Origin of the sequence: Paenibacillus litoralis, from assembly GCF_046244365.1 — a bacterium.
Lineage (GTDB): Bacteria > Bacillota > Bacilli > Paenibacillales > NBRC-103111 > Paenibacillus_V.
This window is the reverse complement of record NZ_CP176395.1, coordinates 6,241,549-6,265,305: the sequence shown is the minus strand read 5'-3', so window position 1 is coordinate 6,265,305 and position 23,757 is coordinate 6,241,549. Positions and strand designations below refer to the sequence as shown.

At 51.0% G+C, this 23,757-nt stretch carries 23 protein-coding genes and 1 pseudogene; 21 read left to right on the top strand and 3 right to left on the bottom strand.

Translation table 11 applies throughout. The features are described from left to right. The first annotated feature begins 28 nt into the window (after positions 1-28). From ACKGJP_RS26535 to ACKGJP_RS26510, 6 genes are all read left to right on the top strand, one after another. Complete coding sequence (locus ACKGJP_RS26535) at positions 29-1,318, top strand: beta-propeller fold lactonase family protein (RefSeq protein ID WP_409341787.1); 1,290 nt, start codon at positions 29-31, stop codon at positions 1,316-1,318. A 165-nt stretch (positions 1,319-1,483) separates the two neighbouring features. Beyond that, positions 1,484-1,771 (top strand): nucleoside-diphosphate sugar epimerase, encoded by a 288-nt coding sequence (locus tag ACKGJP_RS26530; protein WP_409341786.1) that lies wholly within the window; start codon positions 1,484-1,486, stop codon positions 1,769-1,771. Next, positions 1,758-2,129, top strand: a complete 372-nt coding sequence (locus ACKGJP_RS26525; protein ID WP_409341785.1) for a hypothetical protein — start codon at positions 1,758-1,760, stop codon at positions 2,127-2,129. The genes ACKGJP_RS26530 and ACKGJP_RS26525 overlap by 14 nt, the downstream gene beginning before the upstream one ends. Next, positions 2,129-2,485: a hypothetical protein gene (locus ACKGJP_RS26520; RefSeq protein WP_409341784.1), complete on the top strand. Its 357-nt coding sequence runs from the start codon at positions 2,129-2,131 to the stop codon at positions 2,483-2,485. Before ACKGJP_RS26525 ends, ACKGJP_RS26520 begins: the two co-directional genes overlap by 1 nt. Before the next feature lie 162 nt (positions 2,486-2,647). Continuing rightward, a complete protein-coding gene (locus ACKGJP_RS26515; protein WP_409341783.1) occupies positions 2,648-4,054 on the top strand; it encodes a glycosyltransferase family 2 protein in 1,407 nt (468 codons plus the stop codon). Between the two features lie 40 nt (positions 4,055-4,094). Next, positions 4,095-4,715 carry a CmcI family methyltransferase gene (locus ACKGJP_RS26510; RefSeq protein WP_409341782.1) on the top strand — a complete coding sequence of 207 codons (621 nt, stop codon included), beginning with the start codon at positions 4,095-4,097 and terminating at the stop codon, positions 4,713-4,715. A 69-nt stretch (positions 4,716-4,784) separates the two neighbouring features. Here the strand turns inward: ACKGJP_RS26510 and ACKGJP_RS26505 are convergent, their stop codons facing one another. Then, a complete protein-coding gene (locus ACKGJP_RS26505; RefSeq protein WP_409341781.1) occupies positions 4,785-5,639 on the bottom strand; it encodes a class I SAM-dependent methyltransferase in 855 nt (284 codons plus the stop codon). A gap of 191 nt (positions 5,640-5,830) precedes the next feature. Between ACKGJP_RS26505 and ACKGJP_RS26500 the strand changes: the two are divergent. From ACKGJP_RS26500 to ACKGJP_RS26435, 14 genes and pseudogenes are all read left to right on the top strand, one after another. Beyond that, positions 5,831-6,319, top strand: a pseudogene (locus tag ACKGJP_RS26500) (DUF1796 family putative cysteine peptidase); the annotation flags it as partial. A 356-nt stretch (positions 6,320-6,675) separates the two neighbouring features. Further along, positions 6,676-8,532: a methyltransferase domain-containing protein gene (locus ACKGJP_RS26495; RefSeq protein WP_409341780.1), complete on the top strand. Its 1,857-nt coding sequence runs from the start codon at positions 6,676-6,678 to the stop codon at positions 8,530-8,532. A 58-nt stretch (positions 8,533-8,590) separates the two neighbouring features. Further along, on the top strand, positions 8,591-9,916 hold the full coding sequence (gene rfbH / locus ACKGJP_RS26490; RefSeq protein WP_409341779.1) for a lipopolysaccharide biosynthesis protein RfbH: 1,326 nt from the start codon (positions 8,591-8,593) through the stop codon (positions 9,914-9,916). Beyond that, the gene (gene rfbF / locus ACKGJP_RS26485; RefSeq protein ID WP_409341778.1) at positions 9,913-10,686 is read left to right on the top strand and encodes a glucose-1-phosphate cytidylyltransferase; all 774 of its coding nucleotides are present in this window, start codon (positions 9,913-9,915) and stop codon (positions 10,684-10,686) included. Before rfbH ends, rfbF begins: the two co-directional genes overlap by 4 nt. Positions 10,687-10,722: 36 nt before the next feature. After that, positions 10,723-11,835, top strand: coding sequence for a CDP-glucose 4,6-dehydratase (gene rfbG, locus ACKGJP_RS26480; RefSeq protein WP_409341777.1), 1,113 nt, complete (start codon positions 10,723-10,725; stop codon positions 11,833-11,835). Next, positions 11,822-12,391 (top strand): dTDP-4-dehydrorhamnose 3,5-epimerase, encoded by a 570-nt coding sequence (rfbC, locus tag ACKGJP_RS26475; protein ID WP_409341776.1) that lies wholly within the window; start codon positions 11,822-11,824, stop codon positions 12,389-12,391. Before rfbG ends, rfbC begins: the two co-directional genes overlap by 14 nt. Next, positions 12,388-13,293, top strand: coding sequence for an NAD-dependent epimerase/dehydratase family protein (locus ACKGJP_RS26470; protein ID WP_409341775.1), 906 nt, complete (start codon positions 12,388-12,390; stop codon positions 13,291-13,293). The genes rfbC and ACKGJP_RS26470 overlap by 4 nt, the downstream gene beginning before the upstream one ends. A 17-nt stretch (positions 13,294-13,310) precedes the next feature. After that, entirely contained in the window at positions 13,311-14,294 is a 984-nt protein-coding gene (locus ACKGJP_RS26465) for a hypothetical protein (protein WP_409341774.1), read from the top strand. A gap of 69 nt (positions 14,295-14,363) precedes the next feature. Beyond that, positions 14,364-15,047 carry a PIG-L deacetylase family protein gene (locus tag ACKGJP_RS26460; protein WP_409341773.1) on the top strand — a complete coding sequence of 228 codons (684 nt, stop codon included), beginning with the start codon at positions 14,364-14,366 and terminating at the stop codon, positions 15,045-15,047. 25 nt (positions 15,048-15,072) lie between these two features. Continuing rightward, positions 15,073-15,777, top strand: a complete 705-nt coding sequence (locus ACKGJP_RS26455) for a PHP domain-containing protein (protein ID WP_409341772.1) — start codon at positions 15,073-15,075, stop codon at positions 15,775-15,777. Between the two features lie 32 nt (positions 15,778-15,809). Further along, entirely contained in the window at positions 15,810-16,709 is a 900-nt protein-coding gene (locus ACKGJP_RS26450) for an ATP-grasp domain-containing protein (RefSeq protein WP_409341771.1), read from the top strand. 315 nt (positions 16,710-17,024) lie between these two features. Next, on the top strand, positions 17,025-18,020 hold the full coding sequence (locus tag ACKGJP_RS26445; RefSeq protein ID WP_409341770.1) for a glycosyltransferase family 61 protein: 996 nt from the start codon (positions 17,025-17,027) through the stop codon (positions 18,018-18,020). A gap of 150 nt (positions 18,021-18,170) precedes the next feature. Beyond that, positions 18,171-19,292 (top strand): glycosyltransferase family 4 protein, encoded by a 1,122-nt coding sequence (locus ACKGJP_RS26440; RefSeq protein WP_409341769.1) that lies wholly within the window; start codon positions 18,171-18,173, stop codon positions 19,290-19,292. A 7-nt stretch (positions 19,293-19,299) separates the two neighbouring features. Further along, positions 19,300-20,313, top strand: coding sequence for a phosphotransferase (locus ACKGJP_RS26435; protein ID WP_409341768.1), 1,014 nt, complete (start codon positions 19,300-19,302; stop codon positions 20,311-20,313). A gap of 275 nt (positions 20,314-20,588) precedes the next feature. Here the strand turns inward: ACKGJP_RS26435 and ACKGJP_RS26430 are convergent, their stop codons facing one another. Together ACKGJP_RS26430 and ACKGJP_RS26425 are read right to left on the bottom strand one after the other, a co-directional pair. After that, positions 20,589-21,569: a ketoacyl-ACP synthase III gene (locus ACKGJP_RS26430; RefSeq protein WP_409341767.1), complete on the bottom strand. Its 981-nt coding sequence runs from the start codon at positions 21,567-21,569 to the stop codon at positions 20,589-20,591. A gap of 135 nt (positions 21,570-21,704) precedes the next feature. Then, positions 21,705-22,580: a helix-turn-helix domain-containing protein gene (locus ACKGJP_RS26425; protein ID WP_409341766.1), complete on the bottom strand. Its 876-nt coding sequence runs from the start codon at positions 22,578-22,580 to the stop codon at positions 21,705-21,707. Positions 22,581-22,719: 139 nt separating this feature from the next. Between ACKGJP_RS26425 and ACKGJP_RS26420 the strand changes: the two genes are divergently transcribed. Further along, positions 22,720-23,673, top strand: a complete 954-nt coding sequence (locus ACKGJP_RS26420) for a DUF4838 domain-containing protein (RefSeq protein ID WP_409341765.1) — start codon at positions 22,720-22,722, stop codon at positions 23,671-23,673. The last annotated feature ends 84 nt before the right edge of the window (positions 23,674-23,757 follow it).

Below are 23,757 nucleotides of genomic sequence, written 5' to 3'. Positions count from 1 at the left end.
TCATTTGATAAAAAAAGGAGAGATGAAAATGGCCGTGTACGATACGGGACCGATCGATAATCGCCAATTTCCCCGGACGACCCAGTTGACCATTCGGCTTTTCAATACGGGACGCAAGACGGCGCTTGCCGGCGCCGAAGCTTACTTTATCAACCCGGCGGGCGGCGGGCTTGCGAGCAAAACGATCTATGCCGTTTCGCTGGTATCCCTTAATCCGTTCAATGAACCCGATTGCAGCTTTACCGTAGACAACGTCGATGCAAACCTGGATGTATTCGGCGTGCGCGTTATCACCAGCGGGCGGGGGGCCAACGATATTGCCATTACGGTTTTGGAGAAAGGAGCAGACGGTCAAGTCATTAATGAACATGTGCTGAGAGGGGAGTTTTCCAAAATCGGAGAGCTTCTGTTTTTGTATGCGGCAAACGGATGGGTAGTGGACACGGGGACGAATAACGTCGTGACCAACGTGACCGGGTTCACTCCTGGTACCGGCGTTGCGATCACGCCTGACGGTTCGCGTGCTTATATTACCAATAACGGCTCTGCCTCCATAACGATTATCGACACCGCTACGAATACGGTTCTTACAATCGTGCCGGCAGGCAATACGAATCCCACCGATCTTGCATTCACGCCGGACGGTTCACGCCTCTATGTTTGTTGCGGGAATGGTGCCACTGCCTCGGTAACGGTGCTCGATACGGGAACCAATACGGTCATAACTTCTATTCCCATGCCTCCCACAGAGACTCCTAATGGAATCGCGATTACGCCTGATGGAACGCGCGCTTATGTACCCGTTAGCGACGATACGGTTCTGGTGATTGATACGGCAACTAATGCGGTCGTGACTACGGTGCCTTTAACTGCCGGAGGCAATCCCACTGGGGTTGCGATTACCCCGGACGGTACTCGTGCTTATGTCCCAAATTTTTTCTTGAACACGGTATCGGTCATTAACACGGTAACCAATACGGTTGTGGCTACGGTAAACCTGCCTGCCGGAAGCCTCCCTTTTGGAATCAAACCAATCGCGATTACCCCTGACGGTTCACGCGCTTATGTCGCAAATAACGGCAATGGTACCGTATCGGTCATTAACACGAATATCAATTTGGTAGAGGTTACGGTGACTTTTCCTGCCGGAAGCGAACCTTTTTCAATCGCAATCCACCCTGACGGTTCGCGTGTCTACATTTCAAACTCTTTCAGAAGTACGATATTTGTCATTGACGCCGCTACGAATACGTTTGGAACCCTTTCTGTCGGCAAATTTCCCAATGGCTTAGCGGTTACGCCGATTTTGTTGTTTTAACCTTAAAACCTTAGGTGGAGCTTCCAATATCCGGACCGGGAACGGTTTTCGAGCAGCAAACGCGTACAACTGCGGAGTCACAACAGGCATCGCATGCATATGCTGGGGATAAGGACACGTCACGGCTTCACCGCTACATCACACCTACAGACGGGGGTTGTTCGATTGGATCAGCAAATTACGGCGATCATCCATCATATGTCCAAATCCCATCATGAGCTTGCAAGAATTATCGAAGCCAAGCGGCAATCGGTCGTTCACGCGGCAAGACTGATCACGGCCATACCGAACGAAAATCCGTCGGTCGAAGGGTTTGAAGGCACAACGGATTTTGCGCTTTCGGTAACGAAGAACCTTACTTCTTACTTAAACAGCTTGGCGGATCTAGAGGATGCGATGGCCGATAACTTGACGCAAGTGATGAAGGAATTGAACAGCAATGAAGGGGAATAAACGCAGAAACAACGGACGAGAAAGCAATCCTCCGCCCGGACGGAGCGAATCGTATGTAAGAATATTGGAGGCTTCGGCCAAAATTCAATCGAATATCGCCGCCATTCTGGAGGCGAAAGCATACGAGGCGGAAAAAGCGAAAAATTGGATTTGCAGTAACCTGCAGCCTTCCCGCTATAAATCGCCCGACGATCTTCACAAGCAGACGCTTGATATTCACGATACGGTCATCGAGGTGATCGACGGATTGACCAAGATGGAGCAAGGGCTCGCCAAAAACCTGAAAATCGTTTTAGGCGGTAACGAAGGCGACTCGGCGGGCTACGACGACATGTTCGATGATAACGGAGACGACTGATGAACGCATGGCAAAAACAAAATGAAGCGAAGCTGCATATTTTGCAGTCTCTCGCAAGAAGTCAGCGGGCGCTGGCACGCATGATCGAATCGATGGCCGATGTCCGGTCGGCTGCGGATAACGGCGATCGGACACATGTCGGCCAATCCCGAGAATTGACCGCCGATAGCGGTTCACGGAAGGAATCTGGCGTACCGGGGGTCGACCCGGAGTTGCTGAGACAAATGAGAGCTTTTGCACGCTACCAGAAGATATTGGCCGAGAAAATTGCCTGCATCCGCATAAGCCGCATCCGAAAAGGCAGACCGGGCAAAATATGGCTCAATGAAAGACTCGTGAAACCTAATCGGAAATAACCACTTAGCAACTCGCCGGCATGGCGGGTTGTTTGCGTTTGACGAAGCATAAGAGATATGGGTATCTGAAGCGGTTAAACCGTCGTGCCTTATGCAGCGTTATTTTAATATGATAATAGGAACATGCGGATGAGGAGTCCATAATGAAAGGAGTGTGGCTCAATGCTGACGAGCATCGTGATTTTGACGTTCAACAACTGGCAAAAAACGCTCGCTTGTCTAAACAGTATCCGTACTTATACGAAACAGCCTTACGAACTTATCATCGTTGATAACTCATCGCTAGACGAGACGCTGGACAATTTGCGGCAAATGCCCGATATCAGACTGATTGCAAACAAACAGAACAAAGGCTTCGCCGCAGGAGTCAATCAAGGGATGTCGGCAGCACGGGGCGACCAGATCGTACTGCTCAACAACGATACGGTCGTATCGCATCGTTGGTTGGATAACCTGCTTGCGGCGCTTCTCAGCAGCCCCCAAGTCGGAATTGTCGGACCGAGATCGAACTGGGTCATTCCGGTACAGATGCTGAATCCCGGATACGCAACCGAAGCGGAGTATCACCGGTTTGCCGATGCATTCAACCGGCATGACCCGGCCAAATGGCAGGAAGTGACCTGCCTGAGCGGTTTCTGCGTCATGTTCAGAAGAGCGCTCGTCGAGCAAATCGGACTGATGGACGAACAGTTCATTTTCGGGGTGTACGAAGATGCTGACTACAGCTACAGGGCTATGCTGGCCGGCTACTCGTTGCTGCTTGCAGGCGATACGTTCGTCTATCATGCGGGAAACTCCGGCTTCAAAGGCGGAGGCCTCGATATGAAGGGCATCGCCGGAATCAACCGGATCTCGTACATCAAGAAATGGGGCTTCGATCCCGACCGCATCGCCTACGTACTCGATGATATGTTTCTGCCAAAGAATCTGGAAGAGGCCAGAAAGAACGAGAGACTTCTTGGAAAAGCGAACAGAATTCCAGGAGGCATACTGGTCAAAGGCTCGGCTCCGGAGGTGTACTTTCTGGAAAGGGGAAAAAAAAGACTGGTTTTCGATCGCGCAACGTTCGACTGTCTGCGATACGACGTTGACCGAATCGTGACGATAGCGGATGACGACCTCGCTATGTTTCCGACAGGCATCCAGCTGAATGCCGGCGGCAGCTTCCCTGCCCACTTTCCCAAATCGTTCGTTGCAAAAGGCTCTAACTCCAGTACCTATTTGATCGAAAACGGCAGCCTGATTCCTTTTCATAGCTACGAAGATTTCGCGGGCTTGAAGTTTTCCTTTGAGGAGATCGTAACGGTTCCCGATGAATATCTTGCAAGCTTGTATTACGGATATTGGCCTGCTCTTCAAGTCGGCAACGCGCTGGAGGAATATGAACTGCCCGAATACAGATACTTCGCGGCTCCTGACGGAAGCTTCTATTATTCCGAGGGGCAAAAGCTGAGGCAAATTGTCGATCACGCAACCTTTTCATTCTACAAATGGCATCCGGACCGCATCATTTCGCTTGACGAAGCCAATTTTCGGAAACTGTCGATCGGAAGGCCGATAAATCGGTAAGTGAGCAAGTTTATGAGCACCCATTTGAGGAGGAGCAATCATGAAAAACGTGATCGATCCGTTTTTCCATCTTTATTTTGACAGCCTGGTCTGGCAGCAACAAACGCATTGGCTCGGACACCCGGTCTTGAAATGCCCGCTTGACTTGTTTTTATATCAAGAAATCTTGTTTGAAGTTCGTCCCGATGTCATTATCGAATGCGGAACGTACAGGGGAGGAAGCGCGTATTTTCTTGCGTCTATGTGCGACCTGCTGATGAAGGGACGTATTCTGTCGATCGATAAGCATGCCCATGAGCCGCGCCCGCAGCATCATCGTATCACGTACATGATCGGCGATTCGGCATCGCCGGAAATGCTGCAGCAGGTAAAGAGCTTAATCTTGCCCGGAGAGGTCGTGCTTGTCATTCTCGACTCGGATCATTCGGAGCAGCATGTTTTAGGCGAGATGCAAAATTTCAATCAGCTTGTGACGGTCGGCAGCTATATGATCGTGGAAGATACTTGCGTAGGCCACCCCGTTCTCCCGGAGCTTCTTCCCGGGCCGATGGAAGCGGTACAGAAGTTTATGTCTCAAACCGATCATTTCGTAATCGACACGAGCAAGCATAAATTCCACATGACGTTCAATCCGAACGGCTATTTGCGGAGGATGAAGTAAGGTCGAATAAATGAGAAAGGCAGGCGCTTAGCCTGCCTTTTTCATAATGCCGGAACGTATATCCTATCCTTATTTTTTCCTGCATACCGCGACGACGTATGCCGGCTGGGCATTCTTGATATGGCCCAGCGGGAGCAGGTTATGACCTGCGATCGCAGTCATAGCTTTGGGCATGTACTGCATGTTCCGATGGTAGATTTGCCGCAAAAATTGAACGCCCGCATGTAAAGTATCGCTCACGAAGGTTTGTCCGTACAGTTCCAAGAGATCGAATTCCTTCATCAGCTCGCCGGAAAATTCCGTGACCGTATATTCAAAATGATGATACCGATTGATCGGCTGTTCGCAATAATACAACCCGGCGTTCGTTACGCCGCGGTTCGGCGTGGATACGATAAACAGTCCTTTCGGCTTAAGGACTCGGGCCGCTTCCCGGATCCATACCGAGCCATCGGGGATATGTTCGATCGTTTCGAAAGATACGACCGCGTCGAAGCTGGCAGCCGCAAAAGGCAGCGAACGGACGTCTCCGGCAAGATAGGAAATACGGTCTCCTCCATAGTCGTTCCGGGCATGCGCAATGCTTTCCTCCGATATATCGACCCCGGTTATATATGCTGCGCCTGCCGCTTCCATCATTTTCGCTCCGTACCCGGTGCCGCAAGCCGCATCCAGAACTTGCATGCCTTTGATCAGCCGGCATGCGAGCGCATATCTTGCGATATGTTCTTCGAGCACGTTGCGGTATTGACTTTCGACGGCATCGTTTATGACGACACGTTCTCCCGTGAAAGCGACATTGTTTTGCCGAAGGCTTGCGATAACCTCGTCGATAACAAGCTGCGGCTGCAGGATAGCTTGTTCGTTATAAGCCTTGATTGCTTCATAAATACGACTGTCCCGCTCTGAACCGAATAAAGCCATGTCTCTTCTCGCTCCTTTGCCGATAGCGGTTTTTCCGATTATCATACGTCCAGAAGAACGACATTGATTAGACGGATTGGGAGGGGCAATAGCGGGTTTATCCCGTGCCAAAAAGGCAACAAAGTCCAAGCCGACTTCTTACTCGAATCGTATACATGTAATTAAATAGAACATTTCTGATAGAACGGGTGATGCAAATGGACTTAAGCGGTATAAAGGGTAACTATGATGCGATTTTCAGCCTGGGCTGCAACTGTTCACCTGCTATTCAGCTCCAGAAAAACAATTTGAGGCCGTTTGCAGGTCCGTTGGATTGGTTGACTACTTCCGACTCGCTTTTCGATGTTAATAGATTGCTTAGAAACCGCTTTAGCGGTTTCATGCAGCTGCCCAACATGACGATCGAGAGAATAGACGGGCATGGAAAAAGTTACGTGTTGAAAGACCATGCGTACAATATCCAAACCCATCATGATTTTCCCATAAGCATCAATACTCCGGCTTACCTAGTCTCTTACGAGAGTTTTAAAATAAAAATGGACAGGCGCATAGGGCGGTTTCTGGATAAGACGGCAGCCTGCAAATCCATTCTATTCGTTCGGGCGGGCGGACACTGCCATGAAGTCGTAGAATTGCAATCCGTCCTGTCCGGTCTGGTCAAGCATGATTATAACATTCTTCTAGTAAACTACTCGGTCGCACACGGACTCAGGGAGCATGATTGGGGACTGGATAATGTTTGCGTACTGGAAATGCAAGGCTATGACATTTGGAACTGCAACGATCATTTATGGAAGTACGTTTTTGACGGCGTTCGTTTGACATGAATGAGAATACTTCGCCGGATTGCAGAAAATCGTTCCTTTTCGAAATAGATGAGATTTCACTCGTCTATTTCGAAAGGAATTTTTTTGATTACATAGTCGCGTATCCGTTGACAAGGCCGTATGCGGATAGGTATGCGCCAAATCGAACAAGATATGGGTTAATGTTCATCGACCATTGACGAAAGATGCATAGTATAGGAGCAAGTCATATGGTATGGGGTGAACGGATGATGGATAATAGACCGCTCGAGCATTCCGATTCAAGCCGGTTTTTCATAAAACCGGGCTATACCTCCCGATCCAAACCCGAATATTTTGAGGACAAATATGAAGAGGGCAAATGGGTTATCTATCAACCGGATGTGTATGAGCTGGCCGGATACTTGGGCGAGCGGTTCGGGTGCCGCTATATTGTCGATATAGGGTGCGGGAACGGGAAAAAGCTGGCCGAACTGTATCCCCGATTTGAAATCATCGGGATCGATTACGGGCCGAATCTCGAGGTTTGCCGACAGCATTATCCATTCGGCATTTGGCAAGAGCATGATCTGGAACAAGCGGCAACCATTCCGTTACCGGATGAAATCGTAAGCCAAGCGATCATCATATGCGCCGACGTGATCGAACATTTGATGGACCCCTCCCATCTATTAAGGAATTTGAAAAGAATGACGGATCATTCGCCGGCATGCTTGTTGTCCACTCCGGATCGGGATTTGTCCGCCTCGCCGGACCACGCGGGGCCGCCTGCTAATCCGGGGCATGTGCGGGAGTGGAACTTGGCGGAGTTGGGAGCATTGCTGCAGCATTTTCAATTTCAAGTGGAGTTTATAGGCCTCACGATGAACAATCATTACAATCTCGAGAAAAAAACGATTTTATCCGTCATGGGAAATAACCGGTTAACGAAAGCCAATCTGAACGATATCAAGGTTGCTGCCATTCTCACGGCGTATAACGAGGAAGATATTATTACTCAGTCGGTCAATCGGCTGCTGGAGCAGCGTATTCACGTCTATGTTATCGATAATTGGTCGACCGATTCCACGTACGAGAAATTATCGGAGTTTCGATCGCACCCTTATTTTCTCGGTTGCGAAAGATCCCCCGTCGAGGGGCCGGCCCCTTATTTCAGCTGGTATCAATTGCTTGAGAGAGTTACCGAGGTGTCAAAAACAATCTATGCCGACTGGTATATTCATCATGACGTCGACGAAATCAGGGTTTCCCCGTGGCCGGAAATGAATGTGCGCGAGGCGATCGCCTACGTGGATCGGATGGGCTTCAATGCGATCGATCATACGGTCATCGAGTTTTTTCCTATAGGCAATGAGGATTACAAGAATAAGGATCACGAGGCGAATTTGCAGCATTTCGATTTTGGAAAACTGGAGTCGGACTTCCATCAAATTAAAATATGGAAAAATACCGGCAAGCCAGTATTACTTTTGGACGGCGGCCATAATGCCTGGTTCGAAGGCCAGCGGGTATGCCCTTATAAATTTTTGACGAAGCATTACCCTTTCAGGTCGCAGATGCAGGCGGAGAAAAAGATTTTCCAAGACCGCAAGCCCAGACTGGCTCCCGAGGAACGCGCCGTAGGCATGCATATCCATTACGACGAATTTGCTCCGGGACATGTGTTTGTCCGAGATAGCAAAGAATTGGAGAAGTATGATGAGAAGGCATTCAATGCCAACTATTTGGTAGAGCGCCTGTCCGGCATTCGATTGCCGCGAATCCCGTATAAGGGAGTCATTCCGATCCCGCAGCCCCTTCCCCCGGCGGTACAGCGCAAAACGTTCAAAAAAACGCAAGCGCCTAAACCGTTCAGAGCGGCAATACGGCCCAAAACGTTCAGAACGTCCAAAGCAGGCAGAACGATCAGAACGCCCAAAGCATCCAGAACATACAGAACGTCCATAACACCCAAACCGGTTAGAAAGTTCAAGGTGATCAAGACCAGAACCGGATTGGAACCGAGAAAAACCTTCGTCAAAAAAACGAGTGGGGCGGCGCATTGGAAAAGACCCGCATTCGTCAAGAGAAGACCGTATAGGAAATAAAACGCTAATAAATCCGGCTTCAGAAGAAATCAAGCGAATGGGGGAGGAGGACGGTTTGATGGCGGAATCGGTAGAGCAGGTTAGAAAAAACATTTTGGAACAAGTCCGCAACTATTATCGGCTGCACTGGCCTGAGCGAACATTCGAGCCCGGTAAGGATGCGGTTCCTGTCAGCGGAAAAGTGTTCGATGAGGAAGAGCTTGATTATCTGGTTGATGCTTCGCTTGATTTTTGGCTGACGACAGGGCGCTTCTCGGAACAGTTCGAACGCGAATTCGCCAGGTTTATCGGTACAAGGTACGCGATTTTGACCAACTCGGGCTCAAGCGCGAACTTGCTTGCGGTTTCCGCCTTGACGTCACCCTCGCTAGGCGACCGCCGGCTTCAGCCCGGCGATGAGGTTATTACCGTCGCTGCAGGCTTCCCGACTACGGTCAATCCTATCATCCAGAACGGGTTGATTCCGGTATTTGTCGACGTTCATATCCCCACCTACAACATCGATGTTTCCCTCCTGGAGCAAGCGGTGACCGACCGTACCAAAGCGATCGTGATTGCGCACACGCTCGGAAATCCGTTTCAACTGGACGAAGTGCTCCGCGTAGCGAAAAAACATAGACTCTGGTTGATTGAAGATACTTGCGACGCAGTAGGCAGCGAATATGGCGGACAGCGAGTAGGGACTTTCGGCGATATGGCCACGGTAAGCTTCTATCCGGCTCACCATATCACAATGGGCGAGGGGGGCGCGGTGCTTACCTCGAATCCTCTTCTCAAAAGGATCGTGGAATCGTTCCGCGATTGGGGACGCGATTGCTGGTGCGACCCCGGCAAAGATAATACATGCGGCAGAAGGTTCGCATGCAAGCTGGGGGAACTGCCCGAAGGATACGACCATAAATACACGTACAGCCATATCGGATACAATCTGAAAATCACCGACATGCAAGCGGCAATCGGCGTTGCCCAGCTCAAAAAGCTTCCCGGCTTTATAGAAAGGCGCAGAGAGAATTTCGCTTATCTTTATCAAGGATTGTCCGAGCTTCAAGACGTGCTGGTTTTGCCCGAACCGACCGCGAACAGCAATCCCAGTTGGTTCGGTTTCCCCATTACGGTGCGGAATTCGTCTTCCCTTGGAAGAAATCAGCTGATAGAGAAGCTGGAAGGCGCCAAGATAGGCACTCGTCTTCTATTCGGGGGGAATCTGCTGCGTCAACCGGCCTATTCGGGCATCCGGCACCAGGTATCGGGCAGCCTTACGAACTCGGACCGCATTATGAACCGTACGTTTTGGATCGGGCTCTATCCCGGGTTGACGCGGGAAATGTTAGAGTACGTCGTTGCCGTTTTCCATGCGGCGTTCGGAAGAGGTGGCGGACGATGAAGGTCGTCATTTTAGCGGGGGGATACGGGACAAGAATAGGCGAAGAAAGCCATTTAAGACCGAAGCCTATGATCGAGATCGGCGATCGGCCTATTCTTCTGCACATAATGAACATTTATTCGTACTACGGGTTTCATGACTTTGTGATTTGTCTCGGTTATAAAGGAAACCTGATTAAGCAATATTTCTCGGATTATTATTTATTTAATTCCGATGTTACGTTCGATTTCGGCAGTCAAAACCAAATGACGATTCACAGTCATGTTGCCGAGCCGTGGAAAGTAACGCTGGTCGATACGGGCACCGATACGATGACCGGCGGAAGGGTCAAACGCATACGAAACTATATCGGAAACGAGCCGTTCATGCTGACCTACGGAGACGGCGTTTCGGACATCGATATCGGAGCATTGACGGCGTACCACCGGAAGCACGGCAAATTGGCGACGGTAACCGCAACGCAGCCGATCGGAAGATTCGGAGCACTTGACTTGACAGGCGACAATCTCGTATCCAGATTCAAAGAAAAGCCGAAGGGAGACGGGGGCTGGGTCAACTCCGGATTTTTCGTTTGTCAGCCGGAGGTTTTTGACTATATAGAAGGCGACCATTCGATCCTTGAAAAGGAGCCGCTTGAAAACCTTTCGAAAGACGGCCAGCTCGTTGCGTATAAACATGACGGTTTCTGGCATCCGATGGACACGATGTGGGATAAAAAATACCTCGAGGAGCTGTGGAAATCCGGAAAAGCACATTGGCGCAAACCGTAGTTCACTTTTTGCCACCTGGAAGCGGGGAGAGAGACGATGGCGGATCGAATGTTCTGGAACGGGAAAAAGGTGTTTGTCACCGGGCACACCGGGTTCAAGGGCGGTTGGCTTTGCTTGTGGCTTCATCTGCTGGGCGCCCGCGTAACCGGATACGGACTGCGCCCGCCTACAAATCCCAGCCTTTACGCAAGCTCCCGGTTGGACCGGTTCGTGGAATCGCATATTGCCGATATCCGAAACAAGCACGTGCTGTATAACAGGCTGTATACGTCCGATCCCGACATTGTCATTCATATGGCGGCGCAGCCGCTTGTAAGGGAATCATACCGCAATCCGGGGCGTACCTTCGAAGTTAACGTGATGGGGACGGTCAATCTGCTAGAAGCTGTCACGAAGGCCGTGAAGAACGGGCGCCGGATCAAAGCAGTCATTAACGTGACCACGGATAAATGTTACGAGAATAAAGAATGGATATGGGGCTACCGGGAGCATGACGCTTTGGGAGGACACGATCCGTATTCGGGGAGCAAAGCTTGCTCGGAATTGGTTACCTCCTCCTACAGAAACTCCTTTTTTCAACCGTCCGATTACGGCGAGCACGGTGTGGCGATCGCCTCGGCAAGGGCGGGCAATGTCATCGGCGGCGGCGACTGGTCCGCTCACAGGCTGGTTCCGGATTGCATGCATTCTTTGCAGAACGGTCAAAAAATCAAAATCCGGAATCCCCGGTCGATCCGGCCATGGCAGCATGTGCTGGAGCCGTCAAGCGGATATATGGCTTTAGCGCAGAAGCTTTACGAGAAAGGCCCGGAATATGCGGAAGGATGGAATTTCGGTCCCGGGCACGACGACGCCAAACCGGTGCAATGGATCGTTTCCCGGCTATGTGAGAAGTGGGGGAATGGAGCCGGCTACGAGATAGACACAGGAAGTTATCCGCATGAAGCTTCGCAACTGAGGCTAGACTGCTCGAAAGCCGGCTTGCGGTTGGATTGGCACCCGAAATGGCATATCGAGACGGCGGTCGACAAAGTGGTGGAATGGACCCGGGCATACGCGAGCGGCCGCGATCCGGCCGAGTCGTGCATCGAACAAATCAACGAGTATGAACGAACGGGAACGAGGGTGACGGGCGATGCGGATTCATGAAACGGCTATAACGGGATGCTATGAAATCGCTCCGGATCGGTTCAAGGATGAGCGGGGACTGTTCGTCAAAACGTTTCGTGACGATTTTTTTGCCGATAACGGGCTGGAAACCCGGTTTGCCGAACAGTATTACTCGTTTTCTTACCGGCATGTAATCCGGGGACTGCATTTTCAAACACCGCCTTGGGAGCATGTCAAGCTGGTGTACTGCGTCTCGGGGAATGTAACGGATGCAGTCGTCGACCTTCGTTCGGGTTCCCCTACTTACGGGCGGTTTGCGATGCTCGACCTAAGCGCGGACAAGGGCAACATGCTCTATATCCCGGCCGGGCTAGCGCATGGCTTCTGCGTACGGAGTCAAGACGCCCTTCTCGTCTACAATGTGTCGACGTCGTATTCCCCCCTGCATGACAAGGGCATAAGGTGGGATTCTGCCGGGATTCCTTGGCCGGTACGGGATCCGGTCGTCTCGGATCGGGACCGCGGCTTTCCGGGCTTGGACGAATTCGCAAGCCCGTTTGCCTATCCAATGGGCGGAGTTGATCGGAGAGAATGAAAGCGACTAAAGCGATCGTTACCGGAGCGACGGGTTACGTAGGATCGCGTCTGGCAGCGCGTCTGGCCTCCGAAGGCTGGGACGTTCACGCGGTCGCAAGGCCCGATTCCAATCCGCGGCTGCTCGAGAAGCTAACCGGTAATTTGACGATTCATCGTTATGACGGCACGATAGACCGGCTGTTCGCCATATTTCAGGAGGCGAAGCCGGAAATCGTTTTTCACTTGGCTTCCGTCTTTATGGCGGAGCATCGGCCGGGGGATATCGAGCCGATGCTGCGCGCCAATGTCCTATTCGGCACGCAGCTTGCCGAAGCGATGGCGCGATACGGAGTATCTCGTCTGATCAATACGGGTACATCCTGGCAGCACTATGAAAACAGCGACTTTAATCCGGTCTGCCTGTACGCGGCAACGAAGCAAGCGATGGACTCCATATTGACCTATTACGTTGAGGCGGCGTCGATTAAGGTGATTACGCTAAAGCTGTTCGATACTTACGGACCCGGCGATCCGCGCAAAAAATTGTTCTCCCTTCTGCAAGAGGCCGCGAGCGGACGGGGAGCGTTAGAGATGTCCGGGGGAGAGCAGCTCATCGACCTGGTTTACATCGATGATGTTGTACAGGCATATAGGCTGGCTGCCGCAAGACTTTTGGGAGGGCTGACAAAGGGCGGCGAAACGTATGCCCTTTCGTCCGGAAAGCCGATTCCGCTCAAGAAGCTGGTGGAGCTGGTGGCGCAGTCGATGGGAAGAAAGCTGCCGATCGAATGGGGAGCGCGGCCTTACCGGAAGCGGGAAGTGATGATTCCCTGGAGCAAGGGAGAGCCTCTGCCGGGATGGCAGCCTACTATAACGCTGGAGGAAGGGCTCCTAAAGATGGGATTCGGGAGCAAGCCGTAACGGGAAAGGAGGGATTTATGATGATTTGCTTTGCCATATTGGCCCACGAAAATGAACCGATCCTGGCTCAGCAGGTAAGAAATATATCGGACTATAATCCGGGCAGCAAGATCGTCTTGTACAATTCTTCCGGCGACCCGAACTTCGGGCGAAGCATTGCAAACCTGTCGATTTGTCCGTATAGCCGGGGGCCGCTTGCCTGGGGAAGGACCGGGCGCGTCCTTATGGATATTTCCGCTTGGCTTCGGGAAACGGAAATGGAATACGATTATCTCGTCTATATCGATTCGGACGTTCTGTTCGTCAAACCGGGCTTCGAGACCTTCCTGGACAAAGCCATGCAAGGATACGACTGCATGGGGGTAAACATGCACCAGGAATTCGGTCCGGGCGATTGGATTCCCGGCCAAAGCATGTGGGCGGAATGGCATGCCTGGCAGGGGCTCTTCGGGACGGACTTTTTATGCGGAATGTTTGCCAACGGTCAGGTATATCGGCGCAATCTCTTTCATCGCATGTATGACGGTCTGGATCGAACTCGGCTCGAAAGCTTGTTTGCTTCTACCCGCGTTGTCGCCCTTGAAGAAATCTTGCATGCCACATTGGCCGTACGCTGCGGAGGGACGTTTCGCGACTATCCCGTTCCGGCAGCCGCATTTATCCGTCACGAGCCGGCGATATCTTTCGGGGATGCGAAGGCGGCGCAGCAAACGGGCAACATTTATTTCATGCACCCTATCCGACGTACGGCAGACGATCCGGCAAGAAGATGGATTGCGGAAGGGATAGCGGAGGCTCCCGTTCCGATTCCGAAGAAGAGGTTAAGAAAAGCGAGACAAAAGCCATACCGTACATGGATCAAACGCAGACTGCCGGTCAACAGGAGGCCTAATCGGAAGAACGTTCAAAAAATGGTAAGGAAAACAAACAGCAGGACCGTCAGGAAACGACTCCGGCTCAGGATCCCGAAAGTTGCAGCAAAAGGAAAGCGAAACATCTAGGCGTCTTCATCAGAACTGTGACGGTATGGAATGAAAAGGAATGAAAGATGATGAGGGGGCAAATAGGGGATGTTTATTTCCGGACAGGAAAGGATAGTGATTTTCGCACCGCACGCCGACGATGAAGTGCTGGGCTGCGGCGGCCTTATCGAGATGGCTTGCAGAATGAACAATCGGGTCAAAGTCATATTGGCCGCAGTCGGAACTTTGAAGTTCCACCATGCCGAGGAAAAAATTACTGCGAATACCCGAAAGAAGGAGCTTGCCGCAGCTTTGAACGTTTTGGGCTGCAACGATTACGAAGTGATGTATGACGATAAAGAATCGTTCCTTGACACCATCCCCCAGAATGAACTGGTTACCAAAATCGATCGGATCTTGTCTACTTTTTGTCCAACAATGGTGCTGGTCCCGTATCCAAGCTTTCATCAAGATCATCAAGCTTTGTTCAAAGCTTGCATGGCGGGTCTGCGCCCCAGTCCGAACCGCCAAATCAAGCTGATCGCCATGTACGAATATCCTTTTATCGTTTGGCAATACCCCAAAATTCACGATGCGGGCGAATTGTACCTGGACATCAGCGACACGATCGACAAAAAGGTAGCGGCCTTTCAGCAGCACGTCTCGCAAGTGAGAGAGGATGCGAGTCTGATCTCTCCTCATAACGTGAAACGATGGGCGGAAATGCGCGGCATGGAAATCGGCGTCCGTTATGCCGAAAAATATCATCTGATGCGTGCAACGCTGGCCTAGCCGTTTATCCTTGGAGGGGAAGACGTTGGGGAAGCCCGTTTTTTACCGGTTTCGCGATTTAACCCGCGAGAGACTGAATGTCGAGTATCAGGTGCACACGAATCGTACGGACGGGGAAGAAACGATACAGGCCATACTTGAAGCGGCGCGCCGGACGAAATTGGCGGGGATCGCTTTTACGGAGCATGTCCGCAAAAGCTCGGATTGGTTTGCGGATTTTGCCGGCGAGGTCATAAAGGAAAAATCGAACGGTTCTTCGCCGGACATTTACGTCGGCTGCGAAGCCAAGGCGCTCGATGCGAAGGGCGGCCTGGATGCTGCTCCGGCCGTTCTGGCGCAATGCGACATCGTACTTGGAAGCGTACATGGCTTTCCTCCGGAAATGCTCGCCGGAAGATCGATGAACGATCTTCAAGCCGACGAATGCGCCGAAATCGAGCTGAAGTTATCGCTTGGACTTTTGAGAAGCGCCCCAATCGATGTGCTGGCACATCCCGGGGGAATGACCTATCGCAGATTTGGCTCGTTCCCCGAGAAATCGCATGAAACGTTGATGAAACAATCTTTGGCGCGCGGGATCGCCATCGAAATCAACACCTCCTATTTGACGGATCTCGAAAACTTCTTGGCGTTGTGCCGGAAAATCAATCCTTATGTTTCGATAGGTTCGGACGTTCATCGGCTGCATGAAGTCGGAACGTGCAGAGATAGGCTGCTCTCTTTTTTTTAGCTTTCTACTATCATCAGATGGGGTGAGCGAAGGTGCACCGTATTTTTTTGGAGGCTGCAGGCTGCATCACGACCGGATACTTGATCCGATCCGTCCATCAGGCGGGATATAGCGCAATTGCGGCGGATATGGACGCTCAGGTTGCCGCGAGCGTTCTTGCGGACGAGTTTTTTACTTTACCGAGTGCAGGGAGCGACAAGTTCTGGGAGAGCGTCTATCATCATTTAACAGATAAAAAAGTCGACGTCGTCTTTCCGTCCCTGCACGAGACGCTGCTCGATTGGAGCGAACGGAGCGGCGAATTGCGGGGGATGGGCATCCATACCGTGATTTCCGAGCCGGAAACGATACGAGTTTGCACGGATAAATGGTTAACGTATTTGCATTTTACGAATAACGGCATCCCGGTACCGGACACATCGCTCAGCCAAAACTACCGTCTGGTCAAGCCGCGTTTCGGCAGGGGGGGCAAAGGGATCGTGATGTCGGACGATACCCTCTCCATGGAAGGCATGATATCGCAGCAATTCGTAAGCGGGCAAGAGTACACGGTGGACGTGTTTTGCGACCGGGTCGGCGTGCCGGTTTATATCATTCCGCGAAAAAGGCTGCAAGTCAAAGACGGAAAGTCTACGGCCGGCGTCGTCGTCAATCATTCGAAAATCATAGAGTGGGTCAAAAAGATATGCGCCGGACTGCCTTTCACCGGCCCGGTCAACCTTCAATGCATCGAGACCCCGGAAGGGGAAATCAAGTTTATTGAAATTAATCCCCGTGTAGCCGGAGGGATGGCCCTCGGATTTGCGGCAAGCGAAAACTGGATAGCGCTGGCGGTCGACCATTTCATTCATTACCGGCCGATCGAACCGAAGCCGGTCGCATGGGGCTTGAAAATGATGAGATATTACGAAGAGGTGTTTACGGCCGATTGAGTTTCGACTGGGGGAGTGTATGCCGTGGAAGCTCAAAGAAACAACTATAGGAGGTACCCGCGGAAAAAAACAAAAAAAACGGTTGGCAGACGATCGCGTAAGGCGCGCAAGGGCGCCAGAAAAAGACTTCCGGGGACAAAGAGAAGGGCAAGCGGGCGCCGAAATAAACGCAAACACCCGGGTCGAACGACTCGCCGGTCCGCAAAAGGCATTGCCGGTTATCCTCCGCCAAAACATTATTGTTTGTCGACATGGGATTGGGCTTTCAAACAACCCGCATGGCATCATCATATTTACAAGGAGCATGCGATAGATTTGAATCCGCCCAAAGGCATTGACGAACAACTTCACGCCGTATTTCGGCTCAAACAGTTTTATTCGCCGGCTCCGTACGTCGCCGAAATTCCTAACGGCCGGGTTTGGGGGGATTACGGAGCGGTCATTACCCCCGACAACATCCTTCTATGGGACGTTTCCATTTTTCCGCCCATGATACCGAGCGAACATCATATCTTTCGCCAGCCTGCGCTTCCGCCGTTGCAACATACCGACGAGACGATAGGCGTGCTCACTTTTTGCGCGAGCGGGATGTATTACCACTGGATGTTCGACGCCATATCTCGGCTGGATTTGTTGAATCAAAGCGGAATTCCGATCGACCGCTATATCGTGAACGGGGATCGGTGCCCCTTTCAAGCGGAGACGCTCGAATTGTTAGGCATTCCAAAAGAGAAACAGCTTCATTGTTATGATACCTTCCATTTGCAGTCGAGGAGGCTGATCGTTCCGGTAGCCCCTGCAATCGATTGGGGCCCCCATCTTTGGCAAATTCAATATTTGAGGAAGGAACTGCTGATTTCGAGGGGGACCGCACCCGCTGCCGAATACGAAAAGATTTTTATCAGCCGTTCCCTGGCATCCAATCGGAGAGTTACGAATGAAGAGCAGTTGTTCGAGATATTGCGTCCGCTTGGATTCAAGCTCGTGCATCTGGAACTGTATTCCGTCGTTCAGCAGGCGCAGGTCTTTTCTTCGGCTAAACTAATCGTTTCTCCCCACGGCTCGGGCCTTACGAATCTTATTTTTTGCCGGCCCGGGACGAAGGTGGTGGAATTGTTCGCCCCGAGCTTTCCGGTTTATGTGTTTTGGTTGATCTGCAATCAGCTTGAGCTGGACTATTATTATTTGTTCGGCGAAGGTGAACGTGCGCCTGACAAGGTCGATCCGGCTCACGGTTTCGATGATATAGAAATCGATATTGAAAAGTTTAAGAGCGTATTGGAGCTTGCCGGCATATATACGGATAATTGAAGTCGGTAAGTTACCACCCACTTGTACACTTCCCTGCCGTTTGCAGCTGCTAGCTTACGGCTTCATTATTACCTTTTGAACTCATAAACCCATACCCTTTTGTTATCGTTGAATACAATGGACTTTGACATCGTCTGTAAGGAGGGGCTAATGGAAAGCAAAAGAAAACTAAAAATATGGGTCATGACCAACGAGTTTCAACCCAATATAATAGGAGGACTGGGGATCGTTTCCACTTTCTTGTCTAGAGCGCTAAGCAAGAATGGCGTGAAAGTTACCGTTCTATGCTCCGGCTTTTCCAATCGATTGATGACATCAAGCCCCACAACTAATTTGCGTCTCCTTAGACTACCCAAAAAATCAACCCACTTTAACCGGGCCAAACATTCATTCAAAGCTAACATGGTTATGCGTGCCGCATCTGCAAAGGGTTGTTCCAAACCGGATCTCATTCATGTGCACAGTACAGAATTTGCCGATACTGCAGCTAAAGCCGGTGACCAGTTTCATATTCCTATCGTCTATTCATGTCATTCAATGGCATCACAAGGAATCTTTTCGCAGCCGGGAAAGAACCAAGCGAAGTTGATCCGTATCGCAAGACGAATCATCGTTCCAAGCCGTTGGCAGGTAGGTGCAATCAAGAAGCGTTATCTCAGAACCAATAGAGGTAAAATTGTTGTCATTCCGCACGGCGTGAAACCGGTATCGAAGCGATCTTTCGGTGCCCCGACTAATCTGCTCTATGTAGGAAGACTTATACCCTCGAAAGGGATTAAGCCCTTAATTGAAGCAATTGCCCTCTTATCGCGGAGGCATAAACATGTTCGTTTGACGATCGTCGGAAGCGGTAAAGCGAGATATCAGAAAAAGTTGCGTGCCCTTGCAAGACAAGTTGGCGTCGCAAAGCGAATTCGCTGGATCAAAAACAGATCGTATGATGCGGTACAACGGATGTACGCTTCTTACGGTGCCGTTATTGTTCCAAGTAAAACGGAATCGTTCTGTCTAGTCGCATTGGAAGCAATGGCAAACGGGGTGCCTCTTGTTTCTACATTGTCCGGGGGGTTAAAGGAATTTGTAAACACTAGAAATGCCCAAATCATTCCCTCTGTAAATAAGGCTTCTATCGCCCGAGCAATTGAAGCCTTATGGAGAAACCCGATTAAGTCGAAGATTCGGCAAATTAATGCACGTTCGACTGCTGCCCGATATAGATGGCCTGCAATCGCACGACAATATAAAACATTGTTTATGAAATGCAGGAGGTGAACTTGTATTGAGCGCGCAATCGATTACTGGTATTGCAAATCAGTTTGGAGTAAGAGTAAGTACGCAAAAGAAAATCAGGGAAGGTATATACCGGATTGTAACTCCAAACGGTATTACGTACAGTCTGAAGCGAATGCGTAAGCGGCGTGAGCGACTACGGTGGATAGATAGAACATTGCTTCGTGTCAGGCGCAGAGGGATACTCCTGGCATGGCGAAATCCACAAAAGCCGGAAGGACAAAAATCTTATGCAATTACGCAAAAAGGTGAGTTTTTCATACTAACTCCTTGGATCGCAGGTAGGGAACCCTCTCCGCGCTCTTTAGCGGATATGCGGGCTTGCGGTGTCGCATTGGCACGATTCCATAAGGCTGGTCGTACTGGAGTTAAAGGGAGTATCGCTTACAGTGAGATCGGGACCTGGTACTCCACCTTACGTTCCAGGCACCACTATATACTAAAAAAGATTGCTAAAGCGAATAGAAATGGTTTTAGTCTGCCGATTAACCGGATTTTGAAACAACACGGTTCTGAAATATTACGTTATTCAAACCAAGCGAAAGCGTTGTTGCAAAGCAGCGGATATCGCAGCTACCGCCGTAATCCACGTAAAAACGGAGTATTATGCCATGGAGATGGGGGACCGAGCAATTTTATTATAAATGCCAAAGGAACCTATCTTATCGACTTCGAAACATTGCATATCGATCTGCGCGCCTACGACTTATATCGGGTCATCTATAATTCCTGCAAAGATTATAAATGGAATTTTGCAATCGCAAAAGCTATCCTCGACGGTTACCGTCAAGTTATAAAACTTCACAAAAACGATTATAAGCTTATTCGCGTCTGGTTACGCTTTCCGTTTACATCGTGGTTAGTGCTTACCCCTTTTAAGAGGTTTCCGTTGACCAAGAAATGGTTGCAATGGGCATTAGCTTCCGAAAGGCGGGTGGGTCTTTTTTTACAAAAGCTTGATAAGTATGCCGCGAAACATAGCTCCAATATTGCAAGGCAGTAATCTCAGAAAGTAGCTTCTCCGCTGATTGCTCGATTCCCCGGTACACACGCCCGCCCTTAAAGGACAGCATAGCCGTAAATCCTTGAAAGGGAGACTGTGGGAGACGGCCCGCTTCCTCGTAAATAAAACGGGGTATTCTGATCCCGACTAACCAGACAATCTAACGTCGAATAGGGCGGGTGCGGAGCACCCGCCCATGCTTGGCGTCTAATTCTTGTGAATTCGAAATTTCCGGAACGGCTCAGTCACCTTCGTTTGAAATTCGGGTATAACCGTTATATTCCCCAGCGCAGTAAAAGTCCGGCATGCGTGAGTCCGCCGCCGAAACCGTAGAGCAACACCAGGTCCCCTTTCTTGACTTTCCCGTCGCGAACGCCGAGGTCAAGCGCCAGCGGAATCGATGCAGCCGAAGTGTTTCCGCAAGTTACGAGGCTGTGCAGCGATTTCTCAAGCGGAATGCCCGTTTTCTCGCAAATCGATTCGATAATGCGCATATTGGCGCTGTGCGGGACGAGCCAATCGATATCGCTTGGCGATAAGCCGGCTTTGGCGGTTATCGTGCGGATGCCCTCGGTTACGGTGCTAACCGCCCATTTGTAGACTTCCCGGCCGTTCTGGACAAAACATTTCGTATCGACGAGCGGTACGCCGTTCATCGTGCTGGAAAGCCCGGTGCGGTAGACGTGGATGCCGCCGCTGCCGTCCGTACCCATGTGTGCGGCCAAAAAGGACGGCTGCTCTTCGTCGCGCTCGACCAAGACGGCGCCGGCGCCGTCGCCGAACAAAATGCACGTGGTGCGGTCGGTATAATCCGTTATTTTGGACATCGTATCGGCTCCTACGACGAGTACCTTGCGGTGCAATCCGGATGCGATCAGCCCGCCTGCCAAATGCACCCCGTAAGTAAAGCCCGCGCATGTCGCGTTTAGATCGACGGCGCCTGCGGAGCGTATGCCGAACTTGGCTTGCAGCATCGCGGATACGCTCGGAAACGGAAAATCGGGCGTATGCGTCGCGACGATTATCATGTCTACGTCGTCCACGGCCTTGCCGGACGTCTCCATCAGCCTCTCGACCGCGGCTGCGCATAAATCGCTCGTAAATTGATCGGCTGCGGCAATTCTCCGTTCGCGGATCCCCGTCCGCTGAACGATCCACTCGTCGGTCGTGTCGATCATGTTCTCCAAATCGGCGTTCGTCAGCAGGCGGTCGGGCACATAGGAGCCGATAGCCGTTATTTTGGCATGAGCTGTCATAGCGCACTTCCTTTCGGGTTTTCATTACCTAGTATTAGTATCAGGTACTAATTATATTATGTATTAAAAGTATCTCGATTCATCCGATTTGTCAATCCGGCATATTCGTGTCTCCGTCACGGAACGGACAAGAGCCTATGCTCTCGATCGTTTTCGGTAGGCGGTCGGCTGGATTCCTTTGATTTTGAGAAACGTACGGGAAAACGTTTGAAACGACCCGAAGCCTACCTCGTAGGCAATGGCAGCTACGGATAGCTCGGTAGACGACAGCAGCCCGCAAGCATGGCGGATTCGCAGCCCTTGCAGGAAGTGGACGAAGGTTTGCCCAATCCGGATTTTGAACAACTCGCTCAAATGGGAGGCGTTGTAGTGAAAGATGCCGGCGAGATGGTCGAGCGTCATTTCTTCCCGGTAATGAAGGTGGACATATCGAATAACCTGCCAAAAGTTCCTTTTGCCAAGTTCCCGGTTGCCGTTCGAGCCTTCCTCGAGCCCGTTTGCATGCTGCCTGTACCGAAAGCGATCGAACAGTACGAGCGCTTCGAGCAGCTTGGCCTTGATCATAATAGGCCGCATTCGATCGTTTCCTTCATATTCCCGCATCATTTCCCCGAATATTTCGTCCATCCGCATTTTATCGCGTTCCTCAGGCTGGACATACGGAGGGAGCCCCGCGGAGTCCTCTAGGACGATTGCCGCAAGTCCCCAGTCCCCTTCCTTCGAATGAAACAATAGCTCCAAATCGAAATTGCAGATGAATAGCTTCAAATGGCGGCCGGCCTCGCACGTGATCTCGTGAAACTGGTAGGGGAGCAGAAAAACCAAGGTTCCCGGCTGGAGCGAGTGCCGGATGCCGTTAACGATCTGTACGCCCTGGCCTTCCAACACGAAAATGAACTCAAGAAAATCGTGGCGATGCCTGAAGATCCCCTCGATCCGCTCCGTTTTGATGCTGAACGGAAACGTGCTGTGCATATTCGGATATTCGGTTAAATAGACGGGATGGTTCATCTCAGTACCTCCGGAAAAGCGGCTCGCGGTCTTTTTATCAGTATACCAAAAAAATGAGAGGTTTCTCGGTACGGATGGCAGGACGCCTGGAAAAGCTCTCTTTATACTAGAGTTATCAACCGGCAGAAGGAGATATAGGATGGAGAGAAGAGGCATTGTACTGGATTTGGATGATTGGCACTACGGTTGGCCTAGTCTTCTGAACAAGGCGAAGCTGAATGTCCTGGGGCTGCACAATTGGGGTCCGGAGCATCTATTAAACGCCAAAATCGACAAAATGATCCGTTATTTTCAATCCGAGGAAGGGAAGAAGACGCAGCATCTTCTAAGCGATAGCCAAATTGAGCTTGAATTCGAGCTTCATGCGATGAGCTGGCTGCTGCCGAGAAGCCTTTTTTACGAGCATCCGCACTGGTTCCGCATGGATGAGCAGGGGAACAGGACGCCTAATGACAATTTTTGTCCGTCGAGCAAGGAGGCGCTGGAGGTGGTCGGGACCAATGCCGTTAAGCTAGCGGGGCTGCTGAAGCCGACGACCGGCCGCTATTCCATGTGGCAGGACGACAACAAGCCGTGGTGCTGCTGCGACAAGTGCCGATTTTATACCGCGAGCGATCAAAATTTGCTTGTGATGAACGCCATTATGGAGGCGATTCGAACCGTTGACCGTAATGCCAAACTGTCGTACCTGGCTTATGCGGCGACGCTCGAGTTGCCTCCGGAGAAAGTGAAGCCGAATGAAGGCGTTTTTCTCGAAATAACGGGTCCGGTCATTCATCGAATGAAAGAAGCGAATCCGCAAGGGGCGCATAGCGATGAGCAGTTCCAGCTGGCGCTGGCCCGCAATCTTCAAGTGTTTGGATCGGAGCATGCGCAAGCGTTGGATTATTGGTTGGACGTCTCCCTCCAAGCCAGGTGGAAGAAACCGGTAAATGAGCTGCGCTTCGACGAAACGGCCGCCGCCAAGGATATTGCCTATTATAAATCGCAAGGTATCCATTCCGTCAGCTCCTTCGGGGTTTTCCTGGACGAAGCGTATTTTCGGAAGTACGGAGAGCCTCCTGTCGAAGCTTACGGCAGACTGCTGTTGTAACGAATCGGGCAGCGAGGTAGTAAGTCGTAACAGAAAGCAGGGAAGGTGAGAAGAGGGGAGGGGTATGGGGTGGAAGAGCGGCTG

What these genes read in the sequence shown, in the direction of transcription:
- ACKGJP_RS26535 (WP_409341787.1), top strand. Translation starts at nt 29, where the DNA reads ATGGCCGTGTACGATACGGGACCGATCGATAATCGCCAATTTCCCCGG.
- ACKGJP_RS26525 (WP_409341785.1), top strand. Translation starts at nt 1,758, where the DNA reads ATGAAGGGGAATAAACGCAGAAACAACGGACGAGAAAGCAATCCTCCG.
- ACKGJP_RS26520 (WP_409341784.1), top strand. Translation starts at nt 2,129, where the DNA reads ATGAACGCATGGCAAAAACAAAATGAAGCGAAGCTGCATATTTTGCAG.
- ACKGJP_RS26515 (WP_409341783.1), top strand. Translation starts at nt 2,648, where the DNA reads ATGCTGACGAGCATCGTGATTTTGACGTTCAACAACTGGCAAAAAACG.
- ACKGJP_RS26510 (WP_409341782.1), top strand. Translation starts at nt 4,095, where the DNA reads ATGAAAAACGTGATCGATCCGTTTTTCCATCTTTATTTTGACAGCCTG.
- ACKGJP_RS26505 (WP_409341781.1), bottom strand. Translation starts at nt 5,639, where the DNA reads ATGGCTTTATTCGGTTCAGAGCGGGACAGTCGTATTTATGAAGCAATC.
- ACKGJP_RS26495 (WP_409341780.1), top strand. Translation starts at nt 6,676, where the DNA reads ATGGTATGGGGTGAACGGATGATGGATAATAGACCGCTCGAGCATTCC.
- rfbH (WP_409341779.1), top strand. Translation starts at nt 8,591, where the DNA reads ATGGCGGAATCGGTAGAGCAGGTTAGAAAAAACATTTTGGAACAAGTC.
- rfbF (WP_409341778.1), top strand. Translation starts at nt 9,913, where the DNA reads ATGAAGGTCGTCATTTTAGCGGGGGGATACGGGACAAGAATAGGCGAA.
- rfbG (WP_409341777.1), top strand. Translation starts at nt 10,723, where the DNA reads ATGGCGGATCGAATGTTCTGGAACGGGAAAAAGGTGTTTGTCACCGGG.
- rfbC (WP_409341776.1), top strand. Translation starts at nt 11,822, where the DNA reads ATGCGGATTCATGAAACGGCTATAACGGGATGCTATGAAATCGCTCCG.
- ACKGJP_RS26470 (WP_409341775.1), top strand. Translation starts at nt 12,388, where the DNA reads ATGAAAGCGACTAAAGCGATCGTTACCGGAGCGACGGGTTACGTAGGA.
- ACKGJP_RS26465 (WP_409341774.1), top strand. Translation starts at nt 13,311, where the DNA reads ATGATGATTTGCTTTGCCATATTGGCCCACGAAAATGAACCGATCCTG.
- ACKGJP_RS26460 (WP_409341773.1), top strand. Translation starts at nt 14,364, where the DNA reads ATGTTTATTTCCGGACAGGAAAGGATAGTGATTTTCGCACCGCACGCC.
- ACKGJP_RS26440 (WP_409341769.1), top strand. Translation starts at nt 18,171, where the DNA reads ATGGAAAGCAAAAGAAAACTAAAAATATGGGTCATGACCAACGAGTTT.
- ACKGJP_RS26430 (WP_409341767.1), bottom strand. Translation starts at nt 21,569, where the DNA reads ATGACAGCTCATGCCAAAATAACGGCTATCGGCTCCTATGTGCCCGAC.
- ACKGJP_RS26425 (WP_409341766.1), bottom strand. Translation starts at nt 22,580, where the DNA reads ATGAACCATCCCGTCTATTTAACCGAATATCCGAATATGCACAGCACG.
- ACKGJP_RS26420 (WP_409341765.1), top strand. Translation starts at nt 22,720, where the DNA reads ATGGAGAGAAGAGGCATTGTACTGGATTTGGATGATTGGCACTACGGT.